Here is a 25906-nt window from a genome sequence, read left to right as displayed (position 1 = left end):
TACTATGAAACACACTGTAGACGTAATGATTTCCGAGCAGGAAGTTAAGACCCGTATCGCCGAACTTGGCCGCCAGATCACCGAACATTACCGCGACAGCGGCAGCGACATGGTGCTGGTCGGGCTGCTGCGCGGCTCCTTCATGTTCATGGCCGATCTCTGCCGCGCCATCGACGTGCCGCACGAAGTCGACTTTATGACCGCCTCCAGCTACGGCAGCGGCATGTCCACTACTCGCGACGTGAAGATCCTCAAGGATCTGGACGAAGACATTCGCGGCAAAGACGTGCTGATCGTGGAAGACATCATCGATTCCGGCAACACGCTGAACAAAGTGCGCGAGATTTTGGCGCTGCGCGGGCCGAAATCGCTGGCGATTTGCACCTTGCTGGACAAGCCTGAGCGCCGTGAAGTGCAGGTGCCGGTCGAATATGTCGGCTTCTCGATCCCGGATGAGTTCGTGGTGGGGTATGGCATCGACTACGCTCAGCGCTACCGTCACCTGCCGTACGTCGGCAAAGTGGTGCTGCTGGACGAGTAATTAATGTGGGGCGCGGCCAGCCGCGCCCGCGGCGGGGTTATATGCCTTTATCCTGCTTCAGTTTGGCTATCGCTTTGCGGTAGCCCATCTCCAGGCTCTCGCGGCTGGTCGCCAGCACTTCCATATCGCGCAGGCGGCCGTCCTGAATGCCGTACACCCAACCGTGGATCATCACCTTCTGGCCGCGCTTCCACGCGGACTGCATGATGGTGGAGTGGCCCAGGTTGTATACCTGCTCAATGACGTTGATCTCGCACAGCATGTCGAAACGCTGCTCCGGCGGCAGCTCGCCCAGCAGCGAGCTGTGCTTGTACCACAGATCGCGAATGTGCAGCAGCCAGTTGTCGATCAACCCCAGCTCCGGGTTTTCCACCGCCGCCTGCACGCCGCCGCAGCCCAGGTGGCCGCAAATGATGATGTGTTCGACTTCCAGCACATCTACCGCATACTGCACCACCGACAGGCAGTTAAGATCGGTGTGGATAACGAGGTTCGCCACGTTGCGATGGACGAACAGTTCACCCGGCTCGAGGCCGGTCAGGCGTTCTGCGGGAACGCGGCTGTCAGAGCAACCAATCCATAAGAAGCGGGGCTTTTGCGCCTGGGCTAAACGTTCAAAAAATTCCGGGTCTTCCTGGCTGATGTTGGCCGACCAGGCCTGGTTGTTGGCGATAAGCTCTTCGATTTCTTTCATGGAGGTGATTGACCCGTAACGGACAGATTGCGTTGGGGTAATATAGGGTAAGCGTCACACTTTGGAAATCGGAACAGTGGTGCAGCCTCATTTTCCGCACGGATTCGACTCAGTGAAAACGTCGCCGATGCTAGGATTATCGTTAGTGTTTCAAGCCTCGCAAACAGGGGCGCGGCGGCATACTCATCGTCATAAGGTACTATTTTACATATGAATTATGCACTGGAATTAGCGCAGCTGACCAAGACTTACGCCGGTGGCGTCAAGGCGCTGCGCGGAATCGACCTGAGCGTCGAAGCGGGGGATTTTTATGCCCTGCTGGGGCCAAACGGCGCCGGAAAATCCACCACCATCGGCATCATCAGCTCGCTGGTGAACAAAACGGCCGGCAGCGTGCGGGTGTTCGGTTACGACATCGATAAAGACATCGTCAACGCCAAGCGCCAGCTCGGCCTGGTGCCGCAGGAGTTCAACTTCAACCCGTTCGAGACCGTGTTGCAGATCGTGGTGAACCAGGCGGGTTACTACGGCGTCACGCGGCGTGAAGCGATGGCGCGCGCCGAAAAATACCTCAATCAGCTGGATCTGTGGGGCAAGCGCAACGAGCGCGCCCGCATGCTGTCCGGCGGCATGAAGCGCCGCCTGATGATCGCCCGCGCGTTGATGCATCAGCCGAAGCTGCTGATCCTCGATGAGCCGACCGCCGGGGTGGATATCGAGCTGCGTCGCTCGATGTGGGGCTTCCTGAAAGAGCTGAACGCCCAGGGCACTACCATTATCCTCACCACCCACTATCTGGAAGAGGCGGAGATGCTGTGCCGCAATATCGGCATCATCCAGAACGGGGAGCTGGTGGAAAACACCTCGATGAAGGGGCTACTGGCCAAGCTGAAGTCGGAAACCTTCATCCTCGATTTGGCGGCGAAGAGCCCGTTGCCGAAGCTGGACGGTTACCACAGCCGCCTGACGGATACCTCGACGCTGGAAGTGGAAGTGATGCGCGAGCAGGGGCTGAACGGCCTGTTCACCCAACTGAGCGCGCAGGGCGTGCAGGTGCTGAGCATGCGCAACAAGGCGAACCGCCTGGAAGAGCTGTTTGTCACCCTGGTTAACGGCAATGGAGAAAAAGCATGACGCGTTTGTATTGGGTGGCCTTGCAGAGCATCTGGGCCAAAGAGGTGAACCGGTTCGCGCGCATCTGGATCCAGACCCTGGTGCCGCCGGTGATCACCATGACGCTGTACTTCATCATCTTCGGCAATCTGATCGGCTCGCGCATCGGCGATATGCACGGCTTCAGCTACATGCAGTTCATCGTGCCCGGCCTTATCATGATGGCGGTGATCACCAACTCCTATGCCAACGTCGCCTCGTCGTTCTTCAGCGCCAAATTCCAGCGCAACATTGAGGAGCTGCTGGTGGCGCCGGTGCCGACCCACGTGGTGATCGCCGGCTATGTCGGCGGCGGCGTGGCGCGCGGCATCTGCGTCGGCGTGCTGGTGACCATCATCTCTCTGTTCTTTGTGCCGCTGCAGGTGCACGCCTGGTGGGTGATTGCGCTGACGCTGCTGCTGACGGCGATCCTGTTCTCGCTGGCGGGGCTGATCAATGCGGTGTTCGCCACCACCTTCGACGATATCAGCCTGATCCCGACCTTCGTGCTGACGCCGCTGACCTACCTGGGCGGGGTGTTCTACTCGCTGTCGCTGCTGCCGCCATTCTGGCAGGCGGTGTCCAAGCTGAACCCCATCGTCTATATGATCAGCGGTTTCCGCTACGGTTTCCTCGGCATCAACGACGTGCCGCTGGCGTTCACCATGGCGGTGCTGCTGGCGTTTATCGCGGTGTTTTACCTGCTTTCCTGGTACCTGATCGAGCGCGGCCGCGGCCTGCGCAGCTGATGGTATCGCGCCCCCGCTTTTCCGGCGGGGGCGCTTTTCTTGATTTGGCACAGGCGGCGTGTAAATCAATAGAATTGCTCAAATAACCGCTAGTTCCCCGTTGTTCAAATCGTGCTATGCTGGCGCTCCACATTTCCTTCACTTTAGTCATTACGCACTCGTAAGTAGAACATCATCATGCGGCCTCAATACACGTTAGCGGCTGGTTTCCTCGGCATTCTGATGTCGTTGGTTTCCCCTGTGAGCCTGGCGAATCTGCTGTCGGAAGACGGCGCGGTTAAATCTGAATACATGGAAGCGCAGCGCGATAGCGAAGTCTATGCGTTGGTGGGCGAGCATGTGATCCCGGTAGGAGAAGTGAAGCGCGGGCAGCTGATCCAGGTGTTCCCGGCGGATGCGGAATACTACGAATTCAAATTCGGGCACGGCACCGGCTTTATCGATAAAGATGACGTGCGCGAACTGAAGAAGTCGCGCAAGGTACAAGACGATCTGGGCGAGCTGAATAAACCGCTGACCAACCAGAATCTGATCACCCAAAAAACGATCGACGTTTATACCGCGGCGGACAAGGACAGCGAGGTCTTGGGCACGCTGGAAGGCAACCTGCGCTATCCGATCATCGGCAAGCTGAAGGATCGCCTGAACAACACCTGGTACGAGGTCAACATCGGCGAGCGGCTGGGGTTTGTCAATGAGCTGGACTGCGAGATCGATAGCGGCATACCGGTGCTGACCTATCATCACCTGCTGAAAAACGAAGAGAACAAGCGCTTCCGCCACACCTCGACCACCACCTCAGACGTGGCGTTCAGCAACCAGATGACCTACCTGAAGCAGGCGGGCTACGACACCATTTCGCTGTATCAGCTGGAAGCCTACCTGAAGAACCAGATCAACCTGCCGGGCAAGGCGATCGTGCTGACCTTCGACGACGGGCTGAAATCGGTTTATCGCTACGCTTACCCGGTGCTGAAGGATTACGGTTTCCGCGCCACGGCGTTCATCATCTCTTCGCGCATCAAACGCCACCCGCAGAAATGGAACCCGGACTCGCTGCAGTTTATGAGCGTCTCGGAGCTGAAGCAGATTCAGGACGTGTTCGACGTGCAGTCGCACACTCACTTCCTGCACCGCACCGACGGCAATCGCCAGCCGATTTTGCTGAGCCGTTCGCTGCACAATATCGAGTTCGATTTTGAGCGCTCGCGCCGCGCGCTGTCGCAGTTCAATCCGCACGTGCTGTATCTGTCCTACCCGTTCGGCGGCTATAACCAGCGGGCGATCCAGGCGGCGCAGGACGCCGGTTTCCATCTGGCGGTGACCACGGTGCAGGGCAAGGTGAAGCCGGGGGATAACCCCTATACGCTGAAGCGGCTGTATATTCTGCGCACCGACTCGATCCAGACCATGGCGGATCGGATAGCCAACAAGCCGGGCACGGTGGTGGTGCAGTAAGGAAGAACGGGCGCGCAAGGCGCCCGTTTTAGTGTCAGGCGACCTGAACCGGCACGGCTTTCGCCTTGCGCTGCAGGTTGTTGTCACCTTCGAAATAGGCGACTTTCGGGTGGTGTTGGCGGGCGTCGGCGTCGGTCATTTGCACATAGGAGCAGATGATCAGTTTGTCGCCCACGCAGGCGCAGCGCGCGGCGGCACCGTTAACCGAAATGATGCGCGAACCGCGCTCGGCGGCGATGGCGTAGGTGGAGAAGCGCTGGCCGTTATCCACGTTGTAAATATCGATCGCTTCATATTCCAGAATGCCGGCGGCCTCCAGGAAATCCTGGTCGATGGCGCAGGACCCTTCATAGTGCAAGTCAGCCTGAGTGACTTTGACGCGATGCAGCTTGCCTTGCAGCATAGTACGTATCATAGCTTTACCTAACTGAATATCGGCCTTCACAGGCGCTGGGGTTGAACATCTCTCCTGCATCCCTGCAATCTCTATCGTCACCGATTGCTCCGCCATTGTCTACCAATGGTCGGTGGCCAAGGGTGACGACAGTATAAAAAACGGCTTACAGCGTCAGGTCGACCTGCTGGTTGTCGATAAGACGCGCCTTGCCCAGCCAGGCGGCCATCAGCACCACCGCCCGTTGGCTGTCCACCGTCAGCGGCTGCAGGCTGTCGGCGTCGCGAATAAACAGTTCATCCGGCGTAAAGCCGGCGGCGCGCAGCTGCTCGGCGGTCTGCTCCAGCAGCGTTTCGATATGACGCTCGCCATTGGCCAACTGCTGCGCCAGCGCGTTCATGATCTTGCTCAGCTGCGGCGCGACCTTGCGCTCTTCGGCGGTCAGGTAGCCGTTGCGCGAGCTGAGGGCCAGGCCGTCTTTGGCGCGCACGGTCGGCACGCCGACGATGTCGATGTCGTAACCCATGTCCGCCACCATTTTGCGGATCAGCGCCAGCTGTTGGTAATCTTTCTCGCCGAAGCAGGCCAAGTCAGGTTGCACCAGGTTAAACAGCTTGCTGACGATGGTGGAAACGCCGCGGAAGTGGCCCGGCCGGCTTGCGCCTTCCAGGATGCTGGAGATGCCCGGCACGTCGACGTAAGTCTGCTGCTCCAGCCCCTGCGGATAGACTGCAGCCGGGGCTGGCGCGAACACCAGATCGACGCCGCGGCGGGTCAGCTTCTCGCTGTCTTCCTGCAGCGTGCGCGGGTAGCGCGCCAGATCGTCCGGCCGATCGAACTGCATCGGGTTGACGAAGATGCTCACCACCACCACGTCGGCGCGGGCGCGCGCTTCATCGACCAGCGTCATATGGCCGTCGTGCAGGTTGCCCATGGTCGGCACCAGCGCGATGCGTTTGCCTTCCTGGCGCCAGCGGCGGATCTGCTGACGCAGCATCGGCAGGGTTTCGATAATAATCATTGGGTGACTCCTGGAACCATCGCTTAGTTAAAAGAGTGTTCAGCCGCCGGGTAGAGGCCTTGCTCCACTTCCTGAATGTAGTGCTGCACCGCTGTGCGGATATCGCCGCTCTGCGCCAGGAAGTTCTTGGCGAACTTCGGCGTATGGCCGCCGGTGATGCCGAAGGCGTCGTGCATCACCAGGATCTGGCCGTCGGTGCCGTTGCCGGCGCCGATGCCGATGACCGGAATGGACAGCGCTTCGGTGATCTGGCGCGCCAGCTCGGTCGGCACACATTCCAGCACCAGCAGCTGAATGCCGGCCAGCTCCAGATTCTGCGCGTCCTGCAGCAGCTGTTTGGCGGCCAGTTCGTCGCGCCCTTGCACCTTATAGCCGCCGAACACGTTGACCGACTGCGGCGTCAGGCCCAGGTGGCCGCACACCGGCACCGCGCGCTCGGCAAGCATTTTCACCGTGTCGCACAGCCAGCTGCCGCCTTCCAGTTTCACCATGTTGGCGCCGGCGCGCATCAGCTCGGCGGCGTTGGCGAAGGTCTGTTCCGGGGTGGCGTAACTCATGAACGGCAGATCGGCCAGCAGCAGGCAGGCCGGCGCGCCGCGGCGCACGGCGCGCGTGTGATAGGCTACGTCGGCGACGGTGACCGGCAGCGTGGAGTCGTGGCCCTGCAGCGTCATGCCCAGCGAATCGCCCACCAACAGGACTTTGATGCCTTGCTCTTCAAACAGTTTGGCAAAGCTGGCATCGTAGGCGGTAAGGGTAGCAAACTTGCGTTGCTCCTGTTTCCACTGGCGCAAGTGGGTCACGGTGGTGGGTTTCATCACAACGTCTCCTGAAACGGGCCGTGCGGCTTGCGCAGGCCCAGGCTGCAAAAAAGTGCAGCCATTCTACTGTAACCCGATCGGGGTGGGTAGCGCGGATCGCCATGCTTAAGCGGTTCTTAAGAACCTTGTGGTGCAATGGCGCAATGACTGAAAAGGGATACTCATGCGAATTCTGCTGATCGAAGATGACAAACTGATCGGGGACGGCATCAAGGCCGGGCTGACCAAACTCGGCTTCAATCTGGACTGGTTCACCGACGGCGCCGTCGGCAAAAATGCGCTGGACAGCGCGCCGTACGACGCGGTGATCCTCGACCTCAGCCTGCCGGGCCTCGATGGCCTGGATCTGCTGCGCCAGTGGCGCCAGGCCGGGCAGGACGTGCCGGTGCTGATCCTCACCGCCCGCGATGCGTTGGAGCAGCGGGTCAGCGGGCTGCAAAGCGGCGCCGACGATTATCTGTGCAAGCCGTTCGCGCTGGCCGAAGTGGCGGCGCGTCTGCAGGCGCTGATCCGCCGTCGCCACGGCCAACTGATGCCGCAGCTGACGCACGGCAATGTGGTGTTTGACAGTGCCACCCGCAGCGTGAGCTGCAACGGCGAGCCGGTGACGCTGACGCCGCGCGAGTTGGCGGTGCTGGAGCTGTTTCTGCACAACAAGGGGCGGGTGCTGGCGCGGCCGTTGATTCAGGAGAAGCTGTACAACTGGGACGACGAGGTGAGCAGCAACGCGGTGGAGGTGCATATTCACCACCTGCGGCGCAAGCTGGGCAACGGCTTCATCCGCACCATTCACGGCGTGGGTTACACGCTGGGGGATGCGCCGTGAAGCGTCTCAGCCTGCGGCTGCGTCTGATCCTGATCTTCAGTCTATTGGCGCTGATGACCTGGTGCACCGCCAGCGTGGTGGCCTGGGTGATGTCGCGCAACACCATCAATGAAGTGTTCGACACCCAGCAGATGCTGTTCGCCAAGCGGCTGGCGACCGCCAGCCTCGGCGATCTGCTGGCCGATGAAAGCGCGCGCAGCCTGCCGAAAACCAAGAAGCTGGTGCATCACGGCAAGCGTGGCGATCAGGACGACGACGCGCTGGCGTTCGCCATCTTCGATCGCCAAGGCAAGATGCTGCTCAACGACGGCGAGAACGGCGCCGATTTCCTGTTTGACGGGGAGCGTGAAGGTTTTACCGACGGCGAGCGCAAAGGCGATGACGACAGCTGGCGCCTGCTGTGGCTGACCAGCCCGGATGGGCGCTATCGCATCGTGGTCGGCCAGGAGTGGGATTACCGGCGCGATATGGCGCTGGGCATGGTGACCGGCCAGCTGGTGCCCTGGCTGGCGACGCTGCCGGTGCTGATGCTGCTGATCGCGCTGATGGTCGGGCGCGAGCTGCGGCCGCTGCGCGCGGTGGCGGCCGGTTTGCGCCGGCGCGCGCCCGATGACGCGACGCCGTTGGACGCGCGCCAGGTGCCGACCGAGGTGCGTCCGCTGGTGGATGCTCTCAATGCGCTGTTCGCTCGCATCAACGCGTTGCTGGTGCGGGAGCGGCGTTTCACCTCCGATGCCGCGCACGAGTTACGCAGCCCGCTGGCGGCGCTGCGGGTGCAGACCGAAGTGGTTCAACTGGCGGGGGACGATGCGCCGATGCGCGAGCACGCGCTGGACAATCTTACGGTCGGCATCGATCGCGCCACCCGGCTGGTGGATCAGCTGCTGACGCTGTCGCGGCTGGATTCGCTGTCGGATCTGGCCGAACTGGCGCCGATCGACTGGAACGAACTGGTGACGATGACCCTGGCGGAGCAGGATCGGCAGGCCCATGCGGCGGGCGTGACGCTGCGCTATGAACATCAGGGAACGCCGCCGCCGCGTCAGGGGGAAACCTTGCTGCTGTCGCTGCTATTGCGCAACTTGCTGGACAACGCGGTGCGCTATACCCCGCAGGGCGGCGTCGTCACCGTGACGCTGAGCGAACGCTCGCTGACGGTGGAGGACGACGGTCCGGGGATCACCACGGAACATCTGGCGCGGCTCGGAGAACGTTTCTATCGCCCGCCGGGGCAGGAGCAAACCGGCAGCGGGCTGGGCCTCTCGATCGTGCAGCGTATCGCCGGATTGCATGGTTTACAGATCGGCTTTGCCAATCGCCCGCCGGGCGGGTTCGTTGCGCGGCTGACGTTGTAGGCGGGTCAGGACTTGAGTTTTGGCTGATGCCACAGCGCCATGCCGTTTTCCGGCACGCGCTTGAGGCAGCTGGCGAGCGGCTCGCCATCGGGGAAAATCAGATCGGGAGCGATTTCCGCCAGCGGGTAGAGCATGAATTCGCGCTCTTTCAGACCGTAATGCGGCACCGTCAGGCGCTCGGTATGGATCACCTTGTCGCCGTACAGCATGATGTCCAGATCGAGCGTGCGCGGCCCCCAGCGTTCATCCTTGCGCACGCGCCCCTGATTGCGTTCTATCGCTTGGGTATGGTCGAGCAGCTGTTCGGGCGGCAACAGGGTATCCAGCGCCACCACCGCGTTGAGAAAGTCCGGCTGGTTTTGCGGCCCCAGCGGCTTGGTGCGGTAAAACGAAGAACAGGTGACCAGCCGGGTGCGCGGGAGATGCTCCAGCGCCTCCAGTGCGGCTTTAACCTGTTGCAGCGGCTGCGCCAGGTTGCTGCCCAGCGCGATATAAACGCGGATCATTATGCCCCTTCTTTACGCGGTGTCCGGCGGCGAGGGCGGCGTTGACGCGCGCGGCGCGGCGCCGGATCGTCCCCCAGGGTGCTCAGCATGGCTTTCTGCCGCGCCGGCGTGGCGTCCTGGAACTCGCCCCACCACTCGGCCAGACGCAGCATTTCCTGATTGTCTTCCACTTCCGCACGCAGCGCCAGCAGATCATAGGCGGCGCGGAATTTCGGGTGTTCCATCAGCTTGTGCGCGCGTTTGCCCTGGCGGCGGGACAGGCGCAGCTGCAGCTGCCAGATATCGCGTACCAGCGTGGTAATGCGTTTCGGGATGGCCAGCGAGCGGCACTGCTCGTCGAGTACGTCGTTCATCGCCAGCGCGAAGGCGTCGTAGTAGGCCAGGCCGCTTTCCTGCGCCAGCTTCTGCGCGTGCTCCAGCAGCGGGTACCACAGCATGGCGGCAAACAGGAACGCCGGGTTGACGCGCATGTCGTTCTGCAGGCGGTGATCGGTGTTCTTCAACACCTGCACCAGAATGCGCTCCATCGGCGTATCGTGGTTTGGCGTGAAGTTGCGGGCGATCAGCGGGAACAGCGGTTGGAACAGCTGGTATTCGCACAGCTTCAGGTAGGTCTGGAAACCGTAACCGGCCTGCAGCAGCTTGAGGGATTCTTCGAACAGGCGCGCCGGCGGGATCTCATGCAGCAGCGAGGCCAGGCGCGGGATCGGCTCGGCGGTCTCTTCGCTGATGCGCATATCCAGTTTGGCGGCGAAGCGCACCGCGCGCAGCATGCGCACCGGATCTTCGCGGTAGCGGGTTTCCGGATCGCCGATCAGGCGAATCACGCCCTGTTTCAGATCGTTCAGGCCGCCGACGTAATCGCGCAGGGTGAAATCCGCCACGCCGTAGTACAGGCTGTTGATGGTGAAGTCACGGCGCTGGGCGTCTTCCTCGATCGAACCGAAGATGTTGTCGCGCAGCAGCATGCCGTTTTGCGCCTGCTGAGACGAGTTCTTGTCGGATTCCGGGTTCTGTTCGTGGTGGCCGCGGAAGGTGGCCACTTCGATGATTTCCGGCCCGAACATCACGTGCGCCAAGCGGAAGCGCCGGCCGACCAGGCGGCAGTTGCGGAACAGCTTGCGCACTTGCTCCGGCGTGGCGTTGGTGGTGATGTCGAAGTCTTTCGGCTTTTTGCCGAGCAACAGATCGCGCACGCCGCCGCCGACCAGATAGGCTTCGTAGCCGGACTTGTTCAGGCGGTAAAGCACTTTCAGCGCATTTTCGCTGATGTCTTTGCGGGAAATCGAGTGCTGTTCGCGCGGGATCACGGTCATCGAGTCGTTGCTCTCGGCGATAGGAAAAGGCGGACGCTTGCGCGGCGTTGAGCGGCGGGCAGGGGCGTTGCTGCCGTTATCGGCGGCGCGCGGCTGCGGCGCAGGGCGGCTTGGCGCCGCGGCACGCTCTTCGCGGACTACGTTTTTATCGCCGGCCGCCGCGTCGTCGCGGGGCAGCTTGTCATCGCGGGTCAGTACCTTACGACAGAAGTTGGCTACTCGGGTAAAAATGGTACACCTCGATAGTGACTGATAAAAATGGAGCTAACAAAAAATAGCGGCTAATCATAGCTCACCATGGCTCCTTTGAGAATGCCGGCGTGTTTTCATCCAGAGGGATAGCCTCCTGACGCGGCACGTTTTCCAACCGCCAATGTGCGACCGCCCAGCTCAATAATAATGGCAGGTCAAGATCTTGCCAGCTTTCCGGCAGCGGTTGGCGCAGAAATTTCAGCGCGGCGATCAGCACCGGGCGCGGATCGCCGGCGGGCAACGCCGGCGCATGGTTTTGCTTCGACAGCTTGATGCCGTTGGCGCCCAGCGCCAGCGGCAGATGCACATAGGCGGGCACCGGCGCCTGCAGCTGGCGGTAGAGGGCAATTTGACGCACCGTCGGTTCGATCAGGTCGGCGCCGCGCACAATCTCGGTCACGCCCTGAAAATGGTCGTCGATCACCACCGCCAGGTTGTAGGCGAACAGCCCGTCGCGGCGGCGAATGATAAAGTCTTCCCTCGCCAGCGCCGGATCGGCGTGCAACTCTCCCTGCAGGCGATCGTGGAACCCGTAAACGGGCGCGGTCTGGCGCAAGCGGATGGCGGCGCCCTGCGGGCCGAGCTGCAAATCGCGGCAGTGGCCGTCGTACAATCCGCCGATGTGTTGGATGCGGCTGCGGGTGCAGGTGCAGTAATAGCTGAGCCCCTGACGCTGCAACAGATCCAGCGCGGCGCGATAGGCGTCGTGACGTTGGGATTGATAGATGACCTGGCCGTCCCAGTGGAGACCATAATGTTCCAGCGCGGACAGGATGCGAGCGGCGGCGCCGGGGACTTCGCGCGGCGGGTCGATATCTTCGATGCGAACCAGCCACTGCCCGCGTTGGGCGCGAGCCTGAAGGTAGCTTCCCAGAGCGGCAATCAGCGAACCGAAATGCAGATCCCCGGAAGGCGATGGGGCAAAGCGCCCCACATAATGACTTTCTTGCATATCAGAGGGGAGTGGTTCCCTTTTCTCTGTGCGGCGCACGCGGGTGCGCACGCCGCAGCGGTAACAACGGTATTAGCCGGCCATCTGCTTTTCGCGGATCTCAGCCAGCGTCTTGCAGTCGATGCACAGATCGGCGGTCGGACGCGCTTCGAGGCGACGAATGCCGATCTCCACGCCGCAAGATTCGCAGTAGCCGAAATCATCGTCTTCCACTTTCTTCAGCGTTTTCTCGATCTTTTTGATCAGTTTGCGTTCACGGTCACGGTTACGCAGTTCAAGGCTGAACTCTTCTTCCTGAGTAGCACGGTCGGCCGGATCAGGGAAGTTGGCTGCCTCTTCTTGCATATGCGATACAGTACGGTCCACTTCGTCCCTGAGCTGGTTGCGCCACGCTTCAAGAATGCGCTTGAAATGCGACAACTGGGCGTCGTTCATGTACTCTTCGCCCGGCTTCTCTTGGTACGGCTCCACCCCAGCGATGGCGAGAATGCTCAAGGACGAGGTTTTACGGTTTTGCCCTTCTTGCATGTTGCTTCTCCTACATACACACGCACTATCGAATCCCCAATGCGGGGGAAAAACAGGCCGCTATAAATAACAGAAGGAAGGTAGGTTGGCAATTATTCCTGTCGCCCGCTTGACAATCGTGTGAAGGAGGGCGTATTTGGCGATCGTGCTGGCCGGTTGTCTATTTATAGGGACCCGACCGCGCTAATCGATAAAAAACGGCAGCTTATCGCAGAGATAAATACCGTCAGGTGATAACTTTGCCCCGTAGCAAACCACTTCCACTCCCAACTGCCGGACCTGTGCCAACAGCGCCGCATAGCGCTCATCTATATGATGTGCCGGTGCGACCTGCTCAATACCGCTGTGTAACACGGCAAAGAACAACACCGCCCGTTGCCCGCTTTCAACCACGCTGAGCAACTCACGCAGGTGCTTTTGCCCTCTGAGCGTTACCGCATCAGGAAAGTAACCACGTTGTTGTTGCAGTAATGTGACTGACTTAACTTCAATATAGCAGTTAACCCGATTTTCTGCCTGTAATAACAAATCGATACGGCTGTTTTCACCGCCGTATTTCACTTCGCCGCTGATTTTACTGTAACCGGATAATTCATTGATTAAATTGTGTTCGATCGCCTCGCGCACCAGCGCGTTGGCACGCAGGGTGTTGACGCAGATCCAGTGCCCCTGTTGGGTATGGGTCAGTTCCCAGCTGTGGGCGTATTTGCGCTTGGGGTTATCCGAGGTGGAGTACCAAACGGTGTCGCCGGGCGTGGCGCAGCCGGTCATGGCGCCGGTATTGGCGCAGTGCAGCGTAAAGGTTTCCCCTTCCGGGGTGATCACGTCCGCCAGAAAGCGTTTGTAACGTTTTATCAGCGTGGCGGAACGCAGCGGTGGAGAGAAAATCATGCGGATGCCTGCGTGGCCAGCGGCCACTGTTCGAGGTGTTGGTAACGGGTGCGCCCGTTTTCGAACACCGACTCATACAAGGAAAAGGCGTCGGCGCTGAACGCCCAGCCCGGCGTCGCCGGCGGGATCGCCACCGGCTGGGTGGCGGCGCGCAGCAGCGTGATGTGCGGATGGAACGGCAACGCGCTTTGATGGCAGCCGCTGCGGGCGGCCTGCGAACGCAGCAGTTCGGCCAGCTGCAATAGCCCGCGCGGCGCGCGGCGGGTGCCGAGCCAGACCACGCCGGGGCGCGGCCAATGGCCGAGATCGTCGAGCCGCATGCTGAAGCCGGGTTGCACGATGCGGCCGGCCAGTTTGCGCAGCGCCAGCTCTTTCTGCGCGGTGACTTCGCCGAGAAACGCCAGCGTCAGGTGCAAATTAGCCGCCGCCACCGGCCGGCCGGCCTCCGGCGCAAACGCCTCGGCGCGCCAGCGGATCACCTGCTGTTGCAGGGCATCAGGCAAGGACAGGGCGAAAAACAGGCGGCGCGAATTGGACATGGGGGCTCGGTAAATAATGACAAATCCGTCAGGAACAGATTTGAATGCGGCTTGCAGCGGCCTCGCGCGAAGCGGGACGCCTGGACGAGCTCCGTACTATAGCTAACGATGCCGCAGTTTGAAAGGCTACGGGGGCAAAGCTAATGCTACACTGTACGCCGTTTAACGTTAACCACCACGGAGAGTTCAGTGTCTTCATTGCCCGTCAGCGCGGTGCTTGATGAGTTGCTGGCTGCGTTGCAGTCCGCTCCTCAGGTACTGTTGCACGCCCCGACCGGCGCCGGTAAATCCACCTGGTTGCCGCTGCAGATCCTGGCTAAGGCCGGGTTGCCGGGGCGCATTATCATGCTGGAGCCGCGGCGGCTGGCGGCGAAAAACGTCGCTTATCGCCTGGCGCAGCAACTGGGGGAGGAGCCCGGCCAGACCGTGGGCTACCGCATGCGCGCCGAAAGTAAAAGCGGGCCGCAAACCCGGCTGGAAGTGGTGACGGAAGGCATTCTCACCCGCATGCTGCAGCAGGACGCCGAGCTGCAGGGCGTGTCGCTGGTGATCCTCGATGAGTTCCACGAACGCAGCCTGCAGGCCGATCTGGCGCTGGCGCTGCTGCTCGACGTGCAGCAAGGGCTGCGCGACGATCTGAAACTGCTGATCATGTCGGCCACCCTGGACAACGCGCGCCTGTCGCAGCTGCTGCCGGCAGCGCCGGTGGTGGTGTCCGAGGGGCGCAGCTTCCCGGTTGAACGTTTATATCAGCCGTTGGCCAGCCATCAGCGGCTGGAGGATGGTGTAGCGGCGGCGGTGAAGCGCCTGCTGGCCGAACAGCTGGGGTCTTTGCTGCTGTTCCTGCCGGGCGTGGCGGAGATCAATCGGGTGCTGGAGCGATTGACCGGCGAGGTGGCGAGCGATACCGATCTTTGCCCGCTGTATGGCGCGCTGCCTCTGGCGCAGCAGCAAAAAGCGATTCAGCCGGCGGCGGTTGGCCGCCGCAAGGTGGTGCTGGCAACCAACATCGCTGAAACCAGCCTGACGATCGAGGGCATTCGGCTGGTGGTGGACATCGGCCTGGAACGCGTGGCGCGTTACGACGTGCGCAACGGTTTGACGCGGCTGGCGACGCAGCGCATCAGTCAGGCCTCGATGGTGCAGCGCGCCGGGCGCGCCGGGCGTCTGGAGCCGGGCATTTGCTGGCATCTGTTCGCCAAAGAACAGGCGGAGCGCGCGGCGGAACACGCCGAACCGGACATTTTACAGAGCGATCTCACCGGCTTTTGGCTCGAGTTGCTGCAGTGGGGTTGCCACGACCCGGCGCAGCTGACCTGGCTGGATGCGCCTCCTGCCGCCGCATTGGCAGCGGCCAGGGCGCTGTTGCACCGGCTGGGGGCCACGGATGACGGTGGCAAACTTACCGCACCGGGGCGCCAGATGGCCGCGCTGGGATGCGAGCCGCGGCTGGCGGCGATGCTGACCGCCGGCGCGGCGCTGAGTGCCGACGGCCTGGCGACGGCGGCGTTGCTGGCGGCATTGCTGGAAGAACCGCCGCGCGGCGGGCAGATGGATATCGGCTACTGGCTGAGCCGCCCGCAACCGAACTGGCGGCAGCGTGCCGCGCAGTTGGCCAAACGCCTGCCGCAACGTGCGGGGCAAGTCGACGTCGATCTGGCGCCGCGCCTGTTGGCGCCGGCGTTTACCGATCGCATCGCCCAGCGGCGAGGCCAGGACGGCCGCTACCTGCTGGCCAACGGCATGGGGGCGGCGATGAATCAGGATGAGGCGCTGTCGCGCGCGCCCTGGCTCATCGTCCCCAGCCTGTTGCAGGGCCACAACAGCCCCGATGCGCGCATCCTGTTGGCGCTGCCGGTGGACATCGACGCGCTGGCGGCGCAGCTGCCGGCGATCGTCACGCAGCGCACGGCGGTGGAGTGGGATGACGAGAAGGGCACGCTGCGCGCCTGGAAGCGCCAGCAGATCGGCCGTCTGACGCTGCGCGCCCAGCCGCTGGCCAAACCGGCGGACGAAGAGCTGCAGCAGGCGCTGCTCGATTGGGTGCGCGCACAGGGGCTGGCGGTGCTCAACTGGGAGGGCGCCGCCGAACAATTGCGGGTGCGCCTGCAGTGCGCGCAAGCCTGGTTGCCGGAGGCGGAATGGCCGGCGATGGATGAAGAGCCGCTGCTGGCGGCGCTGGAGCAGTGGCTGTTGCCGTCGCTGAACGGCGTGCGCGATCTGCGCGGCTTGAAGCAGGTCAACATCGCCGAGGCGCTGTCCCGCCTGCTGGACTGGCAGCAAAAGCAGCGGCTGGATAATGCGCTACCCACTCATTACACTGTGCCGACCGGCAGCCGCCTGCCGATCCGTTATGAGGCCGGCAAACCGCCGGCGTTGGCGGTGCGTTTGCAGGAGGTGTTCGGCGAGCAGCGCAGCCCGATGTTGGCGGAGGGTCGCATCCCGGTGGTGCTTGAGTTACTCTCACCGGCGCACCGGCCGTTGCAAATCACCGGCGATCTGGCGGCCTTCTGGCAAGGCGCCTACCGCGAGGTGCAAAAAGAGATGAAGGGCCGCTACCCGAAACACGTTTGGCCGGACGATCCGGCCACGGCGGTACCGACGCGCCGAACGAAGAAATATCAGTAGGCCGCGATCATTCAAGGTTTGGAATTCAGATGTTTCTTCTGGTCAGCGCTGCGGCGTAGGCACAGATTAAGCGACTAATCATGGCCGGCAGTGTCGGCAAGCTCGGAGAACAACAGCCATGGCTGGGGATGACCGCGAGCCCATCGGGCGCAAAGGAAAACAACCAAAAAACACCGCGTCGCGCAAGCCGCCGCGCCGTCGCCGAGACGACGATTATGACGATTACGAAGAAGACGAGTATGACGATGATGAGTATGAAGAGGAGGAGGAACGCATGCCGCGTAAGGTAAAAGCGACTCCGCCGCGTAAAAAACGCCGCTGGCTCGGCCTGATTATCAAACTGATCCTGGTGATCGCCGTCCTGTTGGCGATCTACGGCGTCTATCTGGATTCCCAGATCCGCAGCCGCATCGACGGCAAAGTCTGGCAGCTGCCGGCGGCAGTGTACGGCCGCATGGTCAACCTGGAACCGGGCATGCCGTACAGCAAGAAGGAAATGGTCAACCTGCTGGAAGGCATGCAGTATCGCCAGGTCAGCCGCATGACGCGTCCGGGCGAGTTTACCGTGCAGGCTAACAGCATCGAGATGCTGCGCCGCCCGTTCGATTTCCCGGATGGTAAAGAAGGGCAGATCCGCGCCCGTCTCGATTTCCAGAACAACCGTCTGGCTAAGATCGAAAACCTGGACAGCGGCCGCAGCTTCGGTTTCTTCCGCCTCGATCCGCGCCTGATCACCATGCTGCAGTCGCCAAACGGTGAACAGCGTCTGTTCGTGCCGCGCGCCGGTTTCCCGGATCTGTTGGTGGATACGCTGATCGCCACGGAAGACCGCCACTTCTATGAGCATGACGGCATCAGCCCGTACTCCATCGGCCGTGCGGTGCTGGCCAACCTGACCGCCGGCCGTGCGGTGCAGGGCGGCAGTACCCTGACGCAGCAGCTGGTGAAGAACCTGTTCCTGACCAACGAACGCTCGCTGTGGCGTAAGGCCAACGAAGCCTATATGGCGCTGCTGGTCGATTACCGTTACAGCAAGGACCGCATTTTGGAGCTGTATCTGAACGAGGTGTACCTCGGCCAGAGCGGCAGCGACCAGATCCGCGGTTTCCCGTTGGCCAGCCTGTACTACTTCGGCCGGCCGGTGGACGAGCTGAGCCTCGATCAGCAGGCGCTGCTGGTCGGCATGGTCAAGGGCGCGTCGCTGTATAACCCGTGGCGTAACCCGAAACTGGCGCTGGAACGCCGCAATCTGGTGCTCAAGCTGCTGCAGAACCAGGGCGTGATCGACGGCGAGCTGTATGACATGCTGAGCGCGCGTCCGCTGGGCGTGCAGCCGAAAGGCGGCGTCATTACGCCACAGCCGGCCTTTATGCAGATGGTGCGTCAGGAGCTGCAGACCAGGCTGGGCGATAAGGTGAATGATCTGTCCGGCGTGAAGATTTTCACCACGCTGGATCCGGTGTCGCAAGACGCGGCGGAAAAAGCGGTCGAAGACGGCATCCCGGCGCTGCGCGCTGCGCGTCACGTGCAGGATCTGGAAGCGGCGATGGTGATCGTCGATCGCTTCAGCGGTGAAGTGCGCGCCATGGTCGGCGGCGCCAATCCGCAGTTCGCCGGTTTCAACCGCGCCATGCAGGCGCGCCGCCTGGTCGGCTCGCTGGCCAAGCCGCCGACGTACCTGACCGCGCTGTCCGAACCGGATAAATACCGCCTCAACACCTGGCTGGCGGATGCGCCGCTGTCGCTGAAACAGCCGAACGGCGCCGTCTGGCAGCCGAACAACTATGATCGCAAATTCCGCGGTCAGGTGATGCTGGTGGATGCGTTGGCCAACTCGCTGAACGTGCCGACGGTGAACCTTGGCCTGTCGGTGGGGCTGGATCAGATCAGCGCCACGCTGCAACGTCTGGGCATCCCGAAAGCGGAGATCAACCCGGTGCCTTCGATGCTGCTGGGGGCGATCGGCCTGACGCCGATGGAAGTCGCGCAGGAGTACCAGACCATCGCCAGCGGCGGTAACCGTGCGCCGCTGTCGGCGGTGCGTTCGGTGATCGCCGAAGACGGCACGGTGCTGTACCAGAGCTTCCCACAGGCCGAACGCATGGTGCCGGCGCAGGCCGCTTACCTGACGCTGTACGCGATGCAGCAAGGCGTGGCGCGCGGGACGTCCCGCTCGCTGTCGGTGAAGTTCCCGAACTACAACCTGGCGGCGAAAACCGGTACCACCAACGATCTGCGCGACAGCTGGTTCGCCGGCATCGACGGCAAGGAAGTGGCGATCGCCTGGGTGGGGCGCGACAACAACGGCCCGGCCAAGCTGACCGGCGCCAACGGCGCGTTGACCCTGTATCGTCGTTATCTGGAAAACCAGACGCCGCTGCCGCTGATGCTGCAGCCGCCGGAAGGCATTAACCAGATGAGCATCGACTCTGCCGGCAACTTTATCTGCGGCGGCGGCAGCTGGCGCACCATCCCGGTCTGGACTGACAATCCGCAGGGATTGTGCCAGGCCAGCCAGGCGGCGGTGCAGCAACAGCAGCAACCGGCGGCGGGTGAGCAAAAAGATGGCGATGGCGTCGCCGGCTGGATTAAGGATATGTTCGGCCAGTAATCGCTACCGGGGCGTCGGCCCCGGTGAAAATTTTTTCTTTGTTATTAAGCCCGTAACCTTGGTTGCGGGCTTTTTTATTTTTTCGCTCGTTTTATTTCCCTGCTAACCGCATGGCTAAGCGCCTAATCCTTAACCTATTTGCCCCATGAATTCGGCTTGCAGTTTAATTTGGCTTCTGCATAAAATGCGACGCTTATAATAATTATTATCGTTTACATTCTTCATTTAATAATTCATCAGAGAAATCAACTATGCCGACCAAGCGTCTTTCGTCATCCGCGGCCAAGCAGGGCCGTACCCCCGTCAGCGCGTTAGCGATCACCGTCGCTGCGGCGTTGGGCACGCTGGCGATGCCAGCTTTTTCCGCCGACGCCAAGCCGGCCGCCAAGGAAGACACGATTACCGTTGTGGGCGGCAGCAATACCGCCCAGCAGGAAAGCGCCTGGGGGCCGGTCGGCACCTATGTCGCCAAACGCAGCGCCACCGGCACCAAAACCGATACGCCAATCGAGAAGAACCCGCAGTCCGTTTCCGTAGTGACGCGTGAAGAGATGGACATGCGCCAGCCGGATACGGTGAAGGGCGCACTGGCCTATACGCCGGGTGTGATGATTGGAAATCGCGGTGCCTCCACCGCCTATGATGCAGTGAACATCCGTGGTTTCAGCTCGGTAGGTACCAATATGTATCTGGATGGCCTGAAACTGCAGGACGATAACTATTCGATTTATCAGATAGACCCTTACTTCCTTGAGCGAGCGGAAGTACTGCGCGGACCGTCTTCGGTATTGTACGGCAAAAGCAACCCTGGTGGGGTGGTCGCGCTGGTCAGTAAGCGGCCGACAACAGAGACGCTGCGCGAAGTTCAATTCAAAATGGGGACAGATAATCTGTTCCAGACCGGTTTTGACTTCAGTGACGCTTTGGATGATGCGGGGGTTTACTCATATCGTCTGACGGGGGTGGCGCGCGATGAAGATCAGCAGCAGGTTGGCGAGAAAAGTAAACGTTATGCTATTGCTCCTTCCTTCAGTTGGCGACCTGATGATCGCACTTCTTTGACTTTCCTCAGCAGCTTCCAGGATGATCCTAGCGTTGGCTTCTATGGCTGGTTGCCGAAAGAAGGTACGGTGCAAAATGGTATCAACGGTAAGTTACCGACCAGTTTCAACGATGGTGAGCCTGGCTATAACAACATTTCCCGCAAGCAGCAAATGGTCGGATATGCCTTTGAGCATAGTTTTGATGATGTTTGGACCGTGCGCCAAAACCTGCGTTATTCGAAAATGGATGTGGACTACCGTTCTATTTACGGCCTAGGCATTGATCCAGATAATTCAGCTGAGCTGAAGCGTGGCGTGATGAATTCCAAAGAGCATATGTCCAGCTTTGCGGTCGACACACAGGCACAGGCTAAATTTGCGACCGGGCAAGTTGACCATATCTTGTTGATGGGTGTGGATTATATGCGTATGCGCAATGATGTTGTTTATCAATATGGCAGTGCATCCAATCTGAATGTCATCGCTCCACAGTACGGCAATCGGAGCTATACCATTACCGGTGGTGCCAGTCAGGTTAACCGTCAGGAGCAGACCGGCCTGTATGTGCAAGATCAGGCTGAATGGAACAACTGGGTTCTGACGATGGGGGGGCGCTATGATTGGAGCGATACCAACAGCACCAATCGCCTGAACCAGAATTCCGTCTCTAAGCAGCAGGATAACCAGTTTACCGGCCGTGCTGGCTTGAACTATGTTTTCGAAAACGGCATCGCGCCTTATGTCAGCTACAGCGAATCGTTTGAGCCAACCTCAGGCACTGATTTCTCAGGCAATACATTTGCTGCCTCTAAAGGCAAGCAGTATGAGGCTGGGGTTAAATACGCACCTAAGGATCGTCCGATCACCGCCAGTGTGGCGTTTTACCAGTTGACTAAAACCAACAATAAAGTGGCTGACTTAGAACATCCGTTCTTTAGCGTCCAGGGTGGGGAGGTCCGTTCTCGTGGGATTGAGTTGGAGGCGAAAGCGGCCTTGTCGGCTAACCTCAATCTGTTGGGCTCTTACACCTACACGGATGCTGAATATACTAAAGATACTTCGCTACAGGGGAATACACCTTCCGCTATCCCTAAACACATGGCTTCTCTGTGGGCGGATTACACCTTCCATGAAACTGCGATTAGCGGTTTGACCTTGGGTTCAGGCGTTCGCTATGTTGGCTCCAGCTATGGTGACGAGGCCAATACGTTTAAAGTGAAGGATTACACGGTGTTTGATGCCGCGATAAAATATGATCTGGCGCGTTTCAATTTGCCGGGCTCTTCGATTGGCATCAATGTGAACAACCTGTTTGATAAGGAATATGTCTCCAGCTGCTTTGCTACCTATGGCTGCTACTGGGGCGCAGAACGCCAGGTGGTCGCCACCGCAACCTTCCGTTTCTAACCGGATAGCCGGGGCGGCACTGCGTCGCCCCGGACAAAGCAGGATCTATGCAGGACAAACTTCTTAATCCCGGCGCGACCTTCGCGCTGGATAACGCCAGCTTCGCCGTCCCCGGCCGGGTGCTGTTGCAACCGCTGTCGCTCAGTTTTCCCCAGGGCAAAGTCTGCGGCCTGATCGGGCATAACGGTTCCGGTAAATCCACCCTGTTGAAACTGCTCGGGCGGCATCATGCGCCCAGCGGCGGCCAGGTTTTGCTCAATCGGCAGCCGTTGGCGCAGTGGGACAGCAAATCCTTCGCCCGCCAGGTGGCCTACCTGCCGCAGCAGTTGCCGGCGGCGGAAGGCATGACGGTGCGCGAGCTGGTGGCCGTCGGCCGCTATCCGTGGCACGGCGCGCTGGGGCGTTTTGGCGCCAACGATCGCCAATTGGTGGAGGAGGCCATCGCGCTGGTGGGGCTGAAGCCGTTCGCCAGCCGCTTGGTGGACAGCCTCTCCGGCGGCGAGCGCCAACGCGCCTGGCTGGCGATGATGGTGGCGCAGGACAGCCGCTGCCTGCTGCTTGACGAACCGACCTCGGCGCTGGACATCGCACACCAGGTCGAGGTGCTGGCGCTGATCCAGCGCCTGAGCCGCGAACGCGATCTCACGGTGATCGCCGTGCTGCACGACATCAACATGGCGGCACGCTACTGCGACCATCTGGTGGCGCTGCGCGGCGGTGAAATGATCGCCCAGGGCGGCCCGCTGGAACTGATGCAGGGGCCGGTGCTGGAACAAATTTACGGTATTCCTATGGGCACGTTGCCGCACCCGAGCGGCGGCGCGCCGGTGAGTTTTGTCTACTGATGTCCTCTGCATTCACTTCTTCTCACGATCCGCTGCGCCGCCGTTTGTTGATGGCGCTGGCGCTGTCGCCGCTGTTGGGGTCGTTGCCCGGCCGAGCGGCGGATGCGCCGCCGGATATCGCCCGCGTTGCGGCGCTGGAATGGCTGCCGATCGAACTGCTGTTGGCATTGGGCGTGACGCCGCTGGCGGTGGCCGATGTGCATAACTACAACCTGTGGGTGGCGGAGCCGAAGCTGCCGGCGACGGTGGTCGACGTCGGCCAGCGCACCGAACCTAACCTCGAACTGCTGCAGCAGCTCCAGCCTTCGCTGGTGTTGCTGTCGCATGGCTATGGCCCGACGCCGAGAAAAATCCAACCCATCGCGCCAACCATGAGCTTTGGCTTCAACGACGGCAGCGGCAAACCGCTGACCGTCGCCCGCCAGTCGCTGCTGGCGCTGGGGCAACGATTGGGCATAGAAAGCCGCGCGGTACAGCACCTGGCGCAGTTTGACCGCTTTATGCAGGACGCGCGTCAGCGCCTGCAAAGCTACACCCGGCAACCGCTGCTGCTGTTTTCACTGATCGACACGCGCCATGCGTTGATCATCGGCCAGAAAAGCCTGTTCCAGGAAGCGATGGATCAACTGGGCATCCGCAATGCCTGGCAGGAAGAAACCAATTTCTGGGGCACGGCGGTGGTGGGCATTGAACGGTTGGCCACGGTGCGTAATGCCCGGGTCATCTATCTCGATCACGGTAATCAGGCGATGATGGACAAGGTCAGCGCGACGCCGCTGTGGCAGTCGTTGCCCTTCGTGAGGCAAAACCAGCTGCGGCAGGTGCCGGCGGTGTGGTTATACGGTGCCACGCTGTCGACGATGCGGTTTTGCCGCCTGCTGGCGCAGGCTCAGGAGAGTGCGTCATGAGTTCGGGCATCCGGAAATTGCCGCTGACGCTGATCCTACTGTTGCTGGCGGCGGCAGGTGGCCTGACGATATACAATCTGGCGCAGCAGCTGCCGCCGGCGCAATGGGCGCGGGCGCTCAGCGCGCCGGACATCGACGACGTGCGGCAAATGCTGTTCCATTACAGCCTGTTGCCGCGGTTGACGGTGTCGCTGTTGGCCGGCGCCGGTCTGGGGTTGGTCGGCGTGCTGTTCCAGCAGGTGTTGCGCAATCCGTTGGCGGAGCCGTCGACGCTCGGCGTCGCCGCCGGCGCGCAGCTTGGCCTGACCATCGCCACGCTGTGGGTGCTGCCGGGAGGTGAGTTTACCCGCCAGCTGGCCGCTATGGTGGGCGCGATTGTGGTGGGCGGGCTGGTGTTCGGCGTCGCCTGGGGCAAGCGGATGTCGCCGGTCACGCTGATTCTGGCCGGGCTGGTGCTGGGGCTGTACTGCGGCGCGGTCAACAGCCTGTTGGCGCTGTTTAATTACGATCAGCTGCAGGGCATGTTCCTGTGGGGCACCGGCGCGTTGAACCAACAGGACTGGAGCGCCGTGCAGTTCCTCCTGCCGCGTTTGCTGGTGGCTGGCCTGTTAGCGGCGCTGTTGCTGCGCCCGCTGACGCTGCTGGGGCTGGACGACGGTGTGGCGCGCAACCTGGGGTTAGGGCTGTCGATGGCGCGCTTCTGTGCTTTGGGGGTGGCCATCATCTTCAGCGCCATGTTGGTGAGCGCGGTGGGCGTTATCGGCTTTATCGGCCTGTTTGCACCGCTGATGGCGAAGATGTTGGGGGCTCGCCGCCTGGCGCACCGCATGATGCTGGCGCCGCTGCTGGGGGCGCTGTTGCTGTGGCTGACCGATCAGGTGATGCTCGGGGTAACGCAGGTGTGGCACGAGATCCCGACCGGCGCGGCCACCGCGCTGTTCGGCGCGCCGCTGCTGCTGTGGCTGCTGCCGCGTTTGCGCAGCGCCGCCACGCCGCCGCCGATGAACCTCGGCGACAAGGTGCCTGCCGAACGCGGGAATCTGCCCGGCTGGATCCTGGTGGGCGGCCTCGTGTTGCTGATCGGCCTGGCGCTGGCGCTGATGCTGGGCAAAAATGCCGGCGGCTGGCACTGGAGCCTGGGCGTGGAACTGGACGCTCTGCTGCCGTGGCGCTGGCCGCGGGTGTTGTCGGCGCTGGCGGCGGGCATGATGCTGGCGGTCGCCGGCACGCTGATCCAGAAGTTGACCGGCAATCCGATGGCCAGCCCGGAAGTGTTGGGCATCAGCTCCGGCGCCGCTTTTGGCGTCGTGATGATGCTGTTTATGGTGCCGGGCGACGCCTTCGTGTGGCTGCTGCCCGCCGGCAGTCTGGGAGCGGCCGCCACGTTGCTGATCATCATGATCGCCGCAGGCCGCGGCGGTTTCTCGACCGAACGCATGCTGCTGGCCGGTATCGCGCTCAGCACCGCCTTTACCACCGTCATCTTCCTGCTGTTGGCCAGCGGCGATCCGCGTATGGGGGGCTTGCTGACCTGGCTCTCCGGTTCGACCTATTCGGTGGAGCCGGCGCAGGCGCTGCGCACCGCGCTGATCGCCGCCGGATTGCTGGTATTGGCACCGCTGTGCCGCCGCTGGCTGACCATCCTGCCGCTCGGCGGCGCCACCGCCCGTTCGGTGGGCATTGCGCTGACGCCGGCGCGGTTGAGCATTCTGTTGCTGGCTGCCACCCTGACCGCGATGGCGACCCTGACCGTAGGGCCGCTGAGCTTTGTCGGGCTGATGGCGCCGCATATGGCGCGCATGCTGGGCTTCCGCCGCGCGCTGCCGCAAATGGTGATCGCCGCGCTGCTGGGCGGCTTGCTGATGGTGTTTGCCGACTGGTGCGGACGGATGCTGCTGTTCCCGTATCAGATCCCCGCCGGGTTATTGGCGACCTTTATCGGTGCACCGTACTTCGTGTATCTGTTGCGTAAGCAGACCTCGTAAGCGGCGTCTCGGCTGCGTTCTCTCTGTCATCAAAGGCTCCGCGTTGCTGGGCCTTTTTTTATTTTTCATGATGTTGCAAGGTGCTGCGAACGGATGCGCAAAAACGATATTGCGTGCGAAAAGGAACGCGAGGCGTGGCGGTGAGATGAATATACTGCGGGCGGGTGCTCTGGATCTTTGTCTCTGGAGCTTCTGCGAAAGGTACAAAGAGAAAAGCCCCGAGTCGATATCCATCAACCCGAGGCCTACTCTAACGCGTCACAACGTTAAGTTAGCCTCTTACCCGCCGCGAGGCAAGGAGAAGAAGGCATGATGCCGAACAAACGCAGCCCGTTAAAACTGGTGGTTATTTGTGCCACGGTAATATCACTGGCATGGATAACCCGCAGCACGCTGTGTGAGCTGCGGATCCGAGCGGGCACTACGGAGGTTGCGGCCATTTTGGCTTACGAATCCGAACGGTAAGGCAACCCGGCGGCGGGGG

At 61.5% G+C, this 25906-nt stretch carries 23 protein-coding genes; 13 read left to right on the top strand and 10 right to left on the bottom strand.

The genetic code is table 11. The annotated features are described in order from the left end of the window. Positions 1–4 precede the first annotated feature (4 nt). Complete coding sequence (gene hpt / locus SSARUM2_RS20465; protein ID WP_048234659.1) at positions 5–541, top strand: hypoxanthine phosphoribosyltransferase; 537 nt, start codon at positions 5–7, stop codon at positions 539–541. Between the two features lie 37 nt (positions 542–578). On the opposite strand, the gene can is transcribed toward hpt, so the two are convergent. Then, positions 579–1235 (bottom strand): carbonate dehydratase, encoded by a 657-nt coding sequence (gene can, locus SSARUM2_RS20460; RefSeq protein ID WP_033635923.1) that lies wholly within the window; start codon positions 1233–1235, stop codon positions 579–581. Positions 1236–1445: 210 nt separating this feature from the next. Between can and SSARUM2_RS20455 the strand changes: the two genes are divergently transcribed. From SSARUM2_RS20455 to SSARUM2_RS20445, 3 genes are all read left to right on the top strand, one after another. Continuing rightward, positions 1446–2369, top strand: a complete 924-nt coding sequence (locus tag SSARUM2_RS20455) for an ABC transporter ATP-binding protein (RefSeq protein WP_033635922.1) — start codon at positions 1446–1448, stop codon at positions 2367–2369. Continuing rightward, positions 2366–3136, top strand: a complete 771-nt coding sequence (locus SSARUM2_RS20450) for an ABC transporter permease (RefSeq protein WP_033635921.1) — start codon at positions 2366–2368, stop codon at positions 3134–3136. Before SSARUM2_RS20455 ends, SSARUM2_RS20450 begins: the two co-directional genes overlap by 4 nt. A gap of 177 nt (positions 3137–3313) precedes the next feature. Further along, positions 3314–4594: a polysaccharide deacetylase family protein gene (locus tag SSARUM2_RS20445; RefSeq protein ID WP_033635920.1), complete on the top strand. Its 1281-nt coding sequence runs from the start codon at positions 3314–3316 to the stop codon at positions 4592–4594. A 34-nt stretch (positions 4595–4628) separates the two neighbouring features. Here SSARUM2_RS20445 and panD read toward each other — a convergent pair whose 3' ends face one another. From panD to panB, 3 genes are all read right to left on the bottom strand, one after another. Further along, a complete protein-coding gene (gene panD, locus SSARUM2_RS20440) occupies positions 4629–5009 on the bottom strand; it encodes an aspartate 1-decarboxylase (RefSeq protein ID WP_004937544.1) in 381 nt (126 codons plus the stop codon). Between the two features lie 145 nt (positions 5010–5154). Next, entirely contained in the window at positions 5155–6009 is an 855-nt protein-coding gene (panC, locus tag SSARUM2_RS20435; RefSeq protein ID WP_047570564.1) for a pantoate--beta-alanine ligase, read from the bottom strand. Between the two features lie 23 nt (positions 6010–6032). Further along, positions 6033–6827, bottom strand: a complete 795-nt coding sequence (panB, locus tag SSARUM2_RS20430; RefSeq protein ID WP_004937548.1) for a 3-methyl-2-oxobutanoate hydroxymethyltransferase — start codon at positions 6825–6827, stop codon at positions 6033–6035. A gap of 166 nt (positions 6828–6993) precedes the next feature. Between panB and qseB the strand changes: the two genes are divergently transcribed. Next, positions 6994–7656: a quorum sensing response regulator transcription factor QseB gene (qseB, locus tag SSARUM2_RS20425; RefSeq protein ID WP_004937550.1), complete on the top strand. Its 663-nt coding sequence runs from the start codon at positions 6994–6996 to the stop codon at positions 7654–7656. After that, positions 7653–9011 carry a quorum sensing histidine kinase QseC gene (qseC, locus tag SSARUM2_RS20420; protein ID WP_049212742.1) on the top strand — a complete coding sequence of 453 codons (1359 nt, stop codon included), beginning with the start codon at positions 7653–7655 and terminating at the stop codon, positions 9009–9011. The genes qseB and qseC overlap by 4 nt, the downstream gene beginning before the upstream one ends. A 5-nt stretch (positions 9012–9016) precedes the next feature. Here qseC and folK read toward each other — a convergent pair whose 3' ends face one another. From folK to thpR, 6 genes are all read right to left on the bottom strand, one after another. Continuing rightward, positions 9017–9517: a 2-amino-4-hydroxy-6-hydroxymethyldihydropteridine diphosphokinase gene (gene folK, locus SSARUM2_RS20415; RefSeq protein WP_060436638.1), complete on the bottom strand. Its 501-nt coding sequence runs from the start codon at positions 9515–9517 to the stop codon at positions 9017–9019. Beyond that, positions 9517–10833, bottom strand: a complete 1317-nt coding sequence (gene pcnB / locus SSARUM2_RS20410; RefSeq protein ID WP_033654684.1) for a polynucleotide adenylyltransferase PcnB — start codon at positions 10831–10833, stop codon at positions 9517–9519. Before pcnB ends, folK begins: the two co-directional genes overlap by 1 nt. Positions 10834–11125: 292 nt before the next feature. Next, entirely contained in the window at positions 11126–12037 is a 912-nt protein-coding gene (gene gluQRS / locus SSARUM2_RS20405; protein WP_060453163.1) for a tRNA glutamyl-Q(34) synthetase GluQRS, read from the bottom strand. 72 nt (positions 12038–12109) lie between these two features. Beyond that, positions 12110–12565, bottom strand: a complete 456-nt coding sequence (gene dksA / locus SSARUM2_RS20400; RefSeq protein ID WP_004937569.1) for an RNA polymerase-binding protein DksA — start codon at positions 12563–12565, stop codon at positions 12110–12112. Positions 12566–12748: 183 nt separating this feature from the next. Then, positions 12749–13456 (bottom strand): DNA/RNA nuclease SfsA, encoded by a 708-nt coding sequence (sfsA, locus tag SSARUM2_RS20395; RefSeq protein ID WP_004937572.1) that lies wholly within the window; start codon positions 13454–13456, stop codon positions 12749–12751. Continuing rightward, positions 13453–13995 carry an RNA 2',3'-cyclic phosphodiesterase gene (gene thpR, locus SSARUM2_RS20390; protein WP_033649609.1) on the bottom strand — a complete coding sequence of 181 codons (543 nt, stop codon included), beginning with the start codon at positions 13993–13995 and terminating at the stop codon, positions 13453–13455. Before thpR ends, sfsA begins: the two co-directional genes overlap by 4 nt. Before the next feature lie 189 nt (positions 13996–14184). Between thpR and hrpB the strand changes: the two genes are divergently transcribed. The 7 genes from hrpB (at position 14185) to SSARUM2_RS20355 (ending at position 25887) form a co-directional block, all read left to right on the top strand. Continuing rightward, positions 14185–16623, top strand: coding sequence for an ATP-dependent helicase HrpB (gene hrpB / locus SSARUM2_RS20385; protein ID WP_185744077.1), 2439 nt, complete (start codon positions 14185–14187; stop codon positions 16621–16623). A gap of 118 nt (positions 16624–16741) precedes the next feature. Then, positions 16742–19234 carry a bifunctional glycosyl transferase/transpeptidase gene (gene mrcB, locus SSARUM2_RS20380; RefSeq protein ID WP_033654687.1) on the top strand — a complete coding sequence of 831 codons (2493 nt, stop codon included), beginning with the start codon at positions 16742–16744 and terminating at the stop codon, positions 19232–19234. Positions 19235–19485: 251 nt separating this feature from the next. Further along, positions 19486–21684 carry a ferrichrome porin FhuA gene (fhuA, locus tag SSARUM2_RS20375; protein WP_060453161.1) on the top strand — a complete coding sequence of 733 codons (2199 nt, stop codon included), beginning with the start codon at positions 19486–19488 and terminating at the stop codon, positions 21682–21684. A gap of 47 nt (positions 21685–21731) precedes the next feature. Next, positions 21732–22529 carry a Fe3+-hydroxamate ABC transporter ATP-binding protein FhuC gene (gene fhuC / locus SSARUM2_RS20370; RefSeq protein WP_033649613.1) on the top strand — a complete coding sequence of 266 codons (798 nt, stop codon included), beginning with the start codon at positions 21732–21734 and terminating at the stop codon, positions 22527–22529. Further along, positions 22529–23437 carry a Fe(3+)-hydroxamate ABC transporter substrate-binding protein FhuD gene (fhuD, locus tag SSARUM2_RS20365; RefSeq protein WP_060453160.1) on the top strand — a complete coding sequence of 303 codons (909 nt, stop codon included), beginning with the start codon at positions 22529–22531 and terminating at the stop codon, positions 23435–23437. Before fhuC ends, fhuD begins: the two co-directional genes overlap by 1 nt. Then, positions 23434–25422, top strand: coding sequence for a Fe(3+)-hydroxamate ABC transporter permease FhuB (gene fhuB / locus SSARUM2_RS20360; RefSeq protein WP_033649615.1), 1989 nt, complete (start codon positions 23434–23436; stop codon positions 25420–25422). Before fhuD ends, fhuB begins: the two co-directional genes overlap by 4 nt. Before the next feature lie 312 nt (positions 25423–25734). After that, complete coding sequence (locus SSARUM2_RS20355; RefSeq protein ID WP_049301666.1) at positions 25735–25887, top strand: Hok/Gef family protein; 153 nt, start codon at positions 25735–25737, stop codon at positions 25885–25887. Positions 25888–25906 lie beyond the last annotated feature (19 nt).

Origin of the sequence: Serratia sp. K-E0102 (assembly GCF_029962625.1) — a bacterium.
Classification (GTDB): Bacteria; Pseudomonadota; Gammaproteobacteria; order Enterobacterales; family Enterobacteriaceae; genus Serratia; species Serratia sarumanii.
Note: the sequence above shows the minus strand (reverse complement) of the source record. Positions and strands in the feature narration are given on the sequence as shown.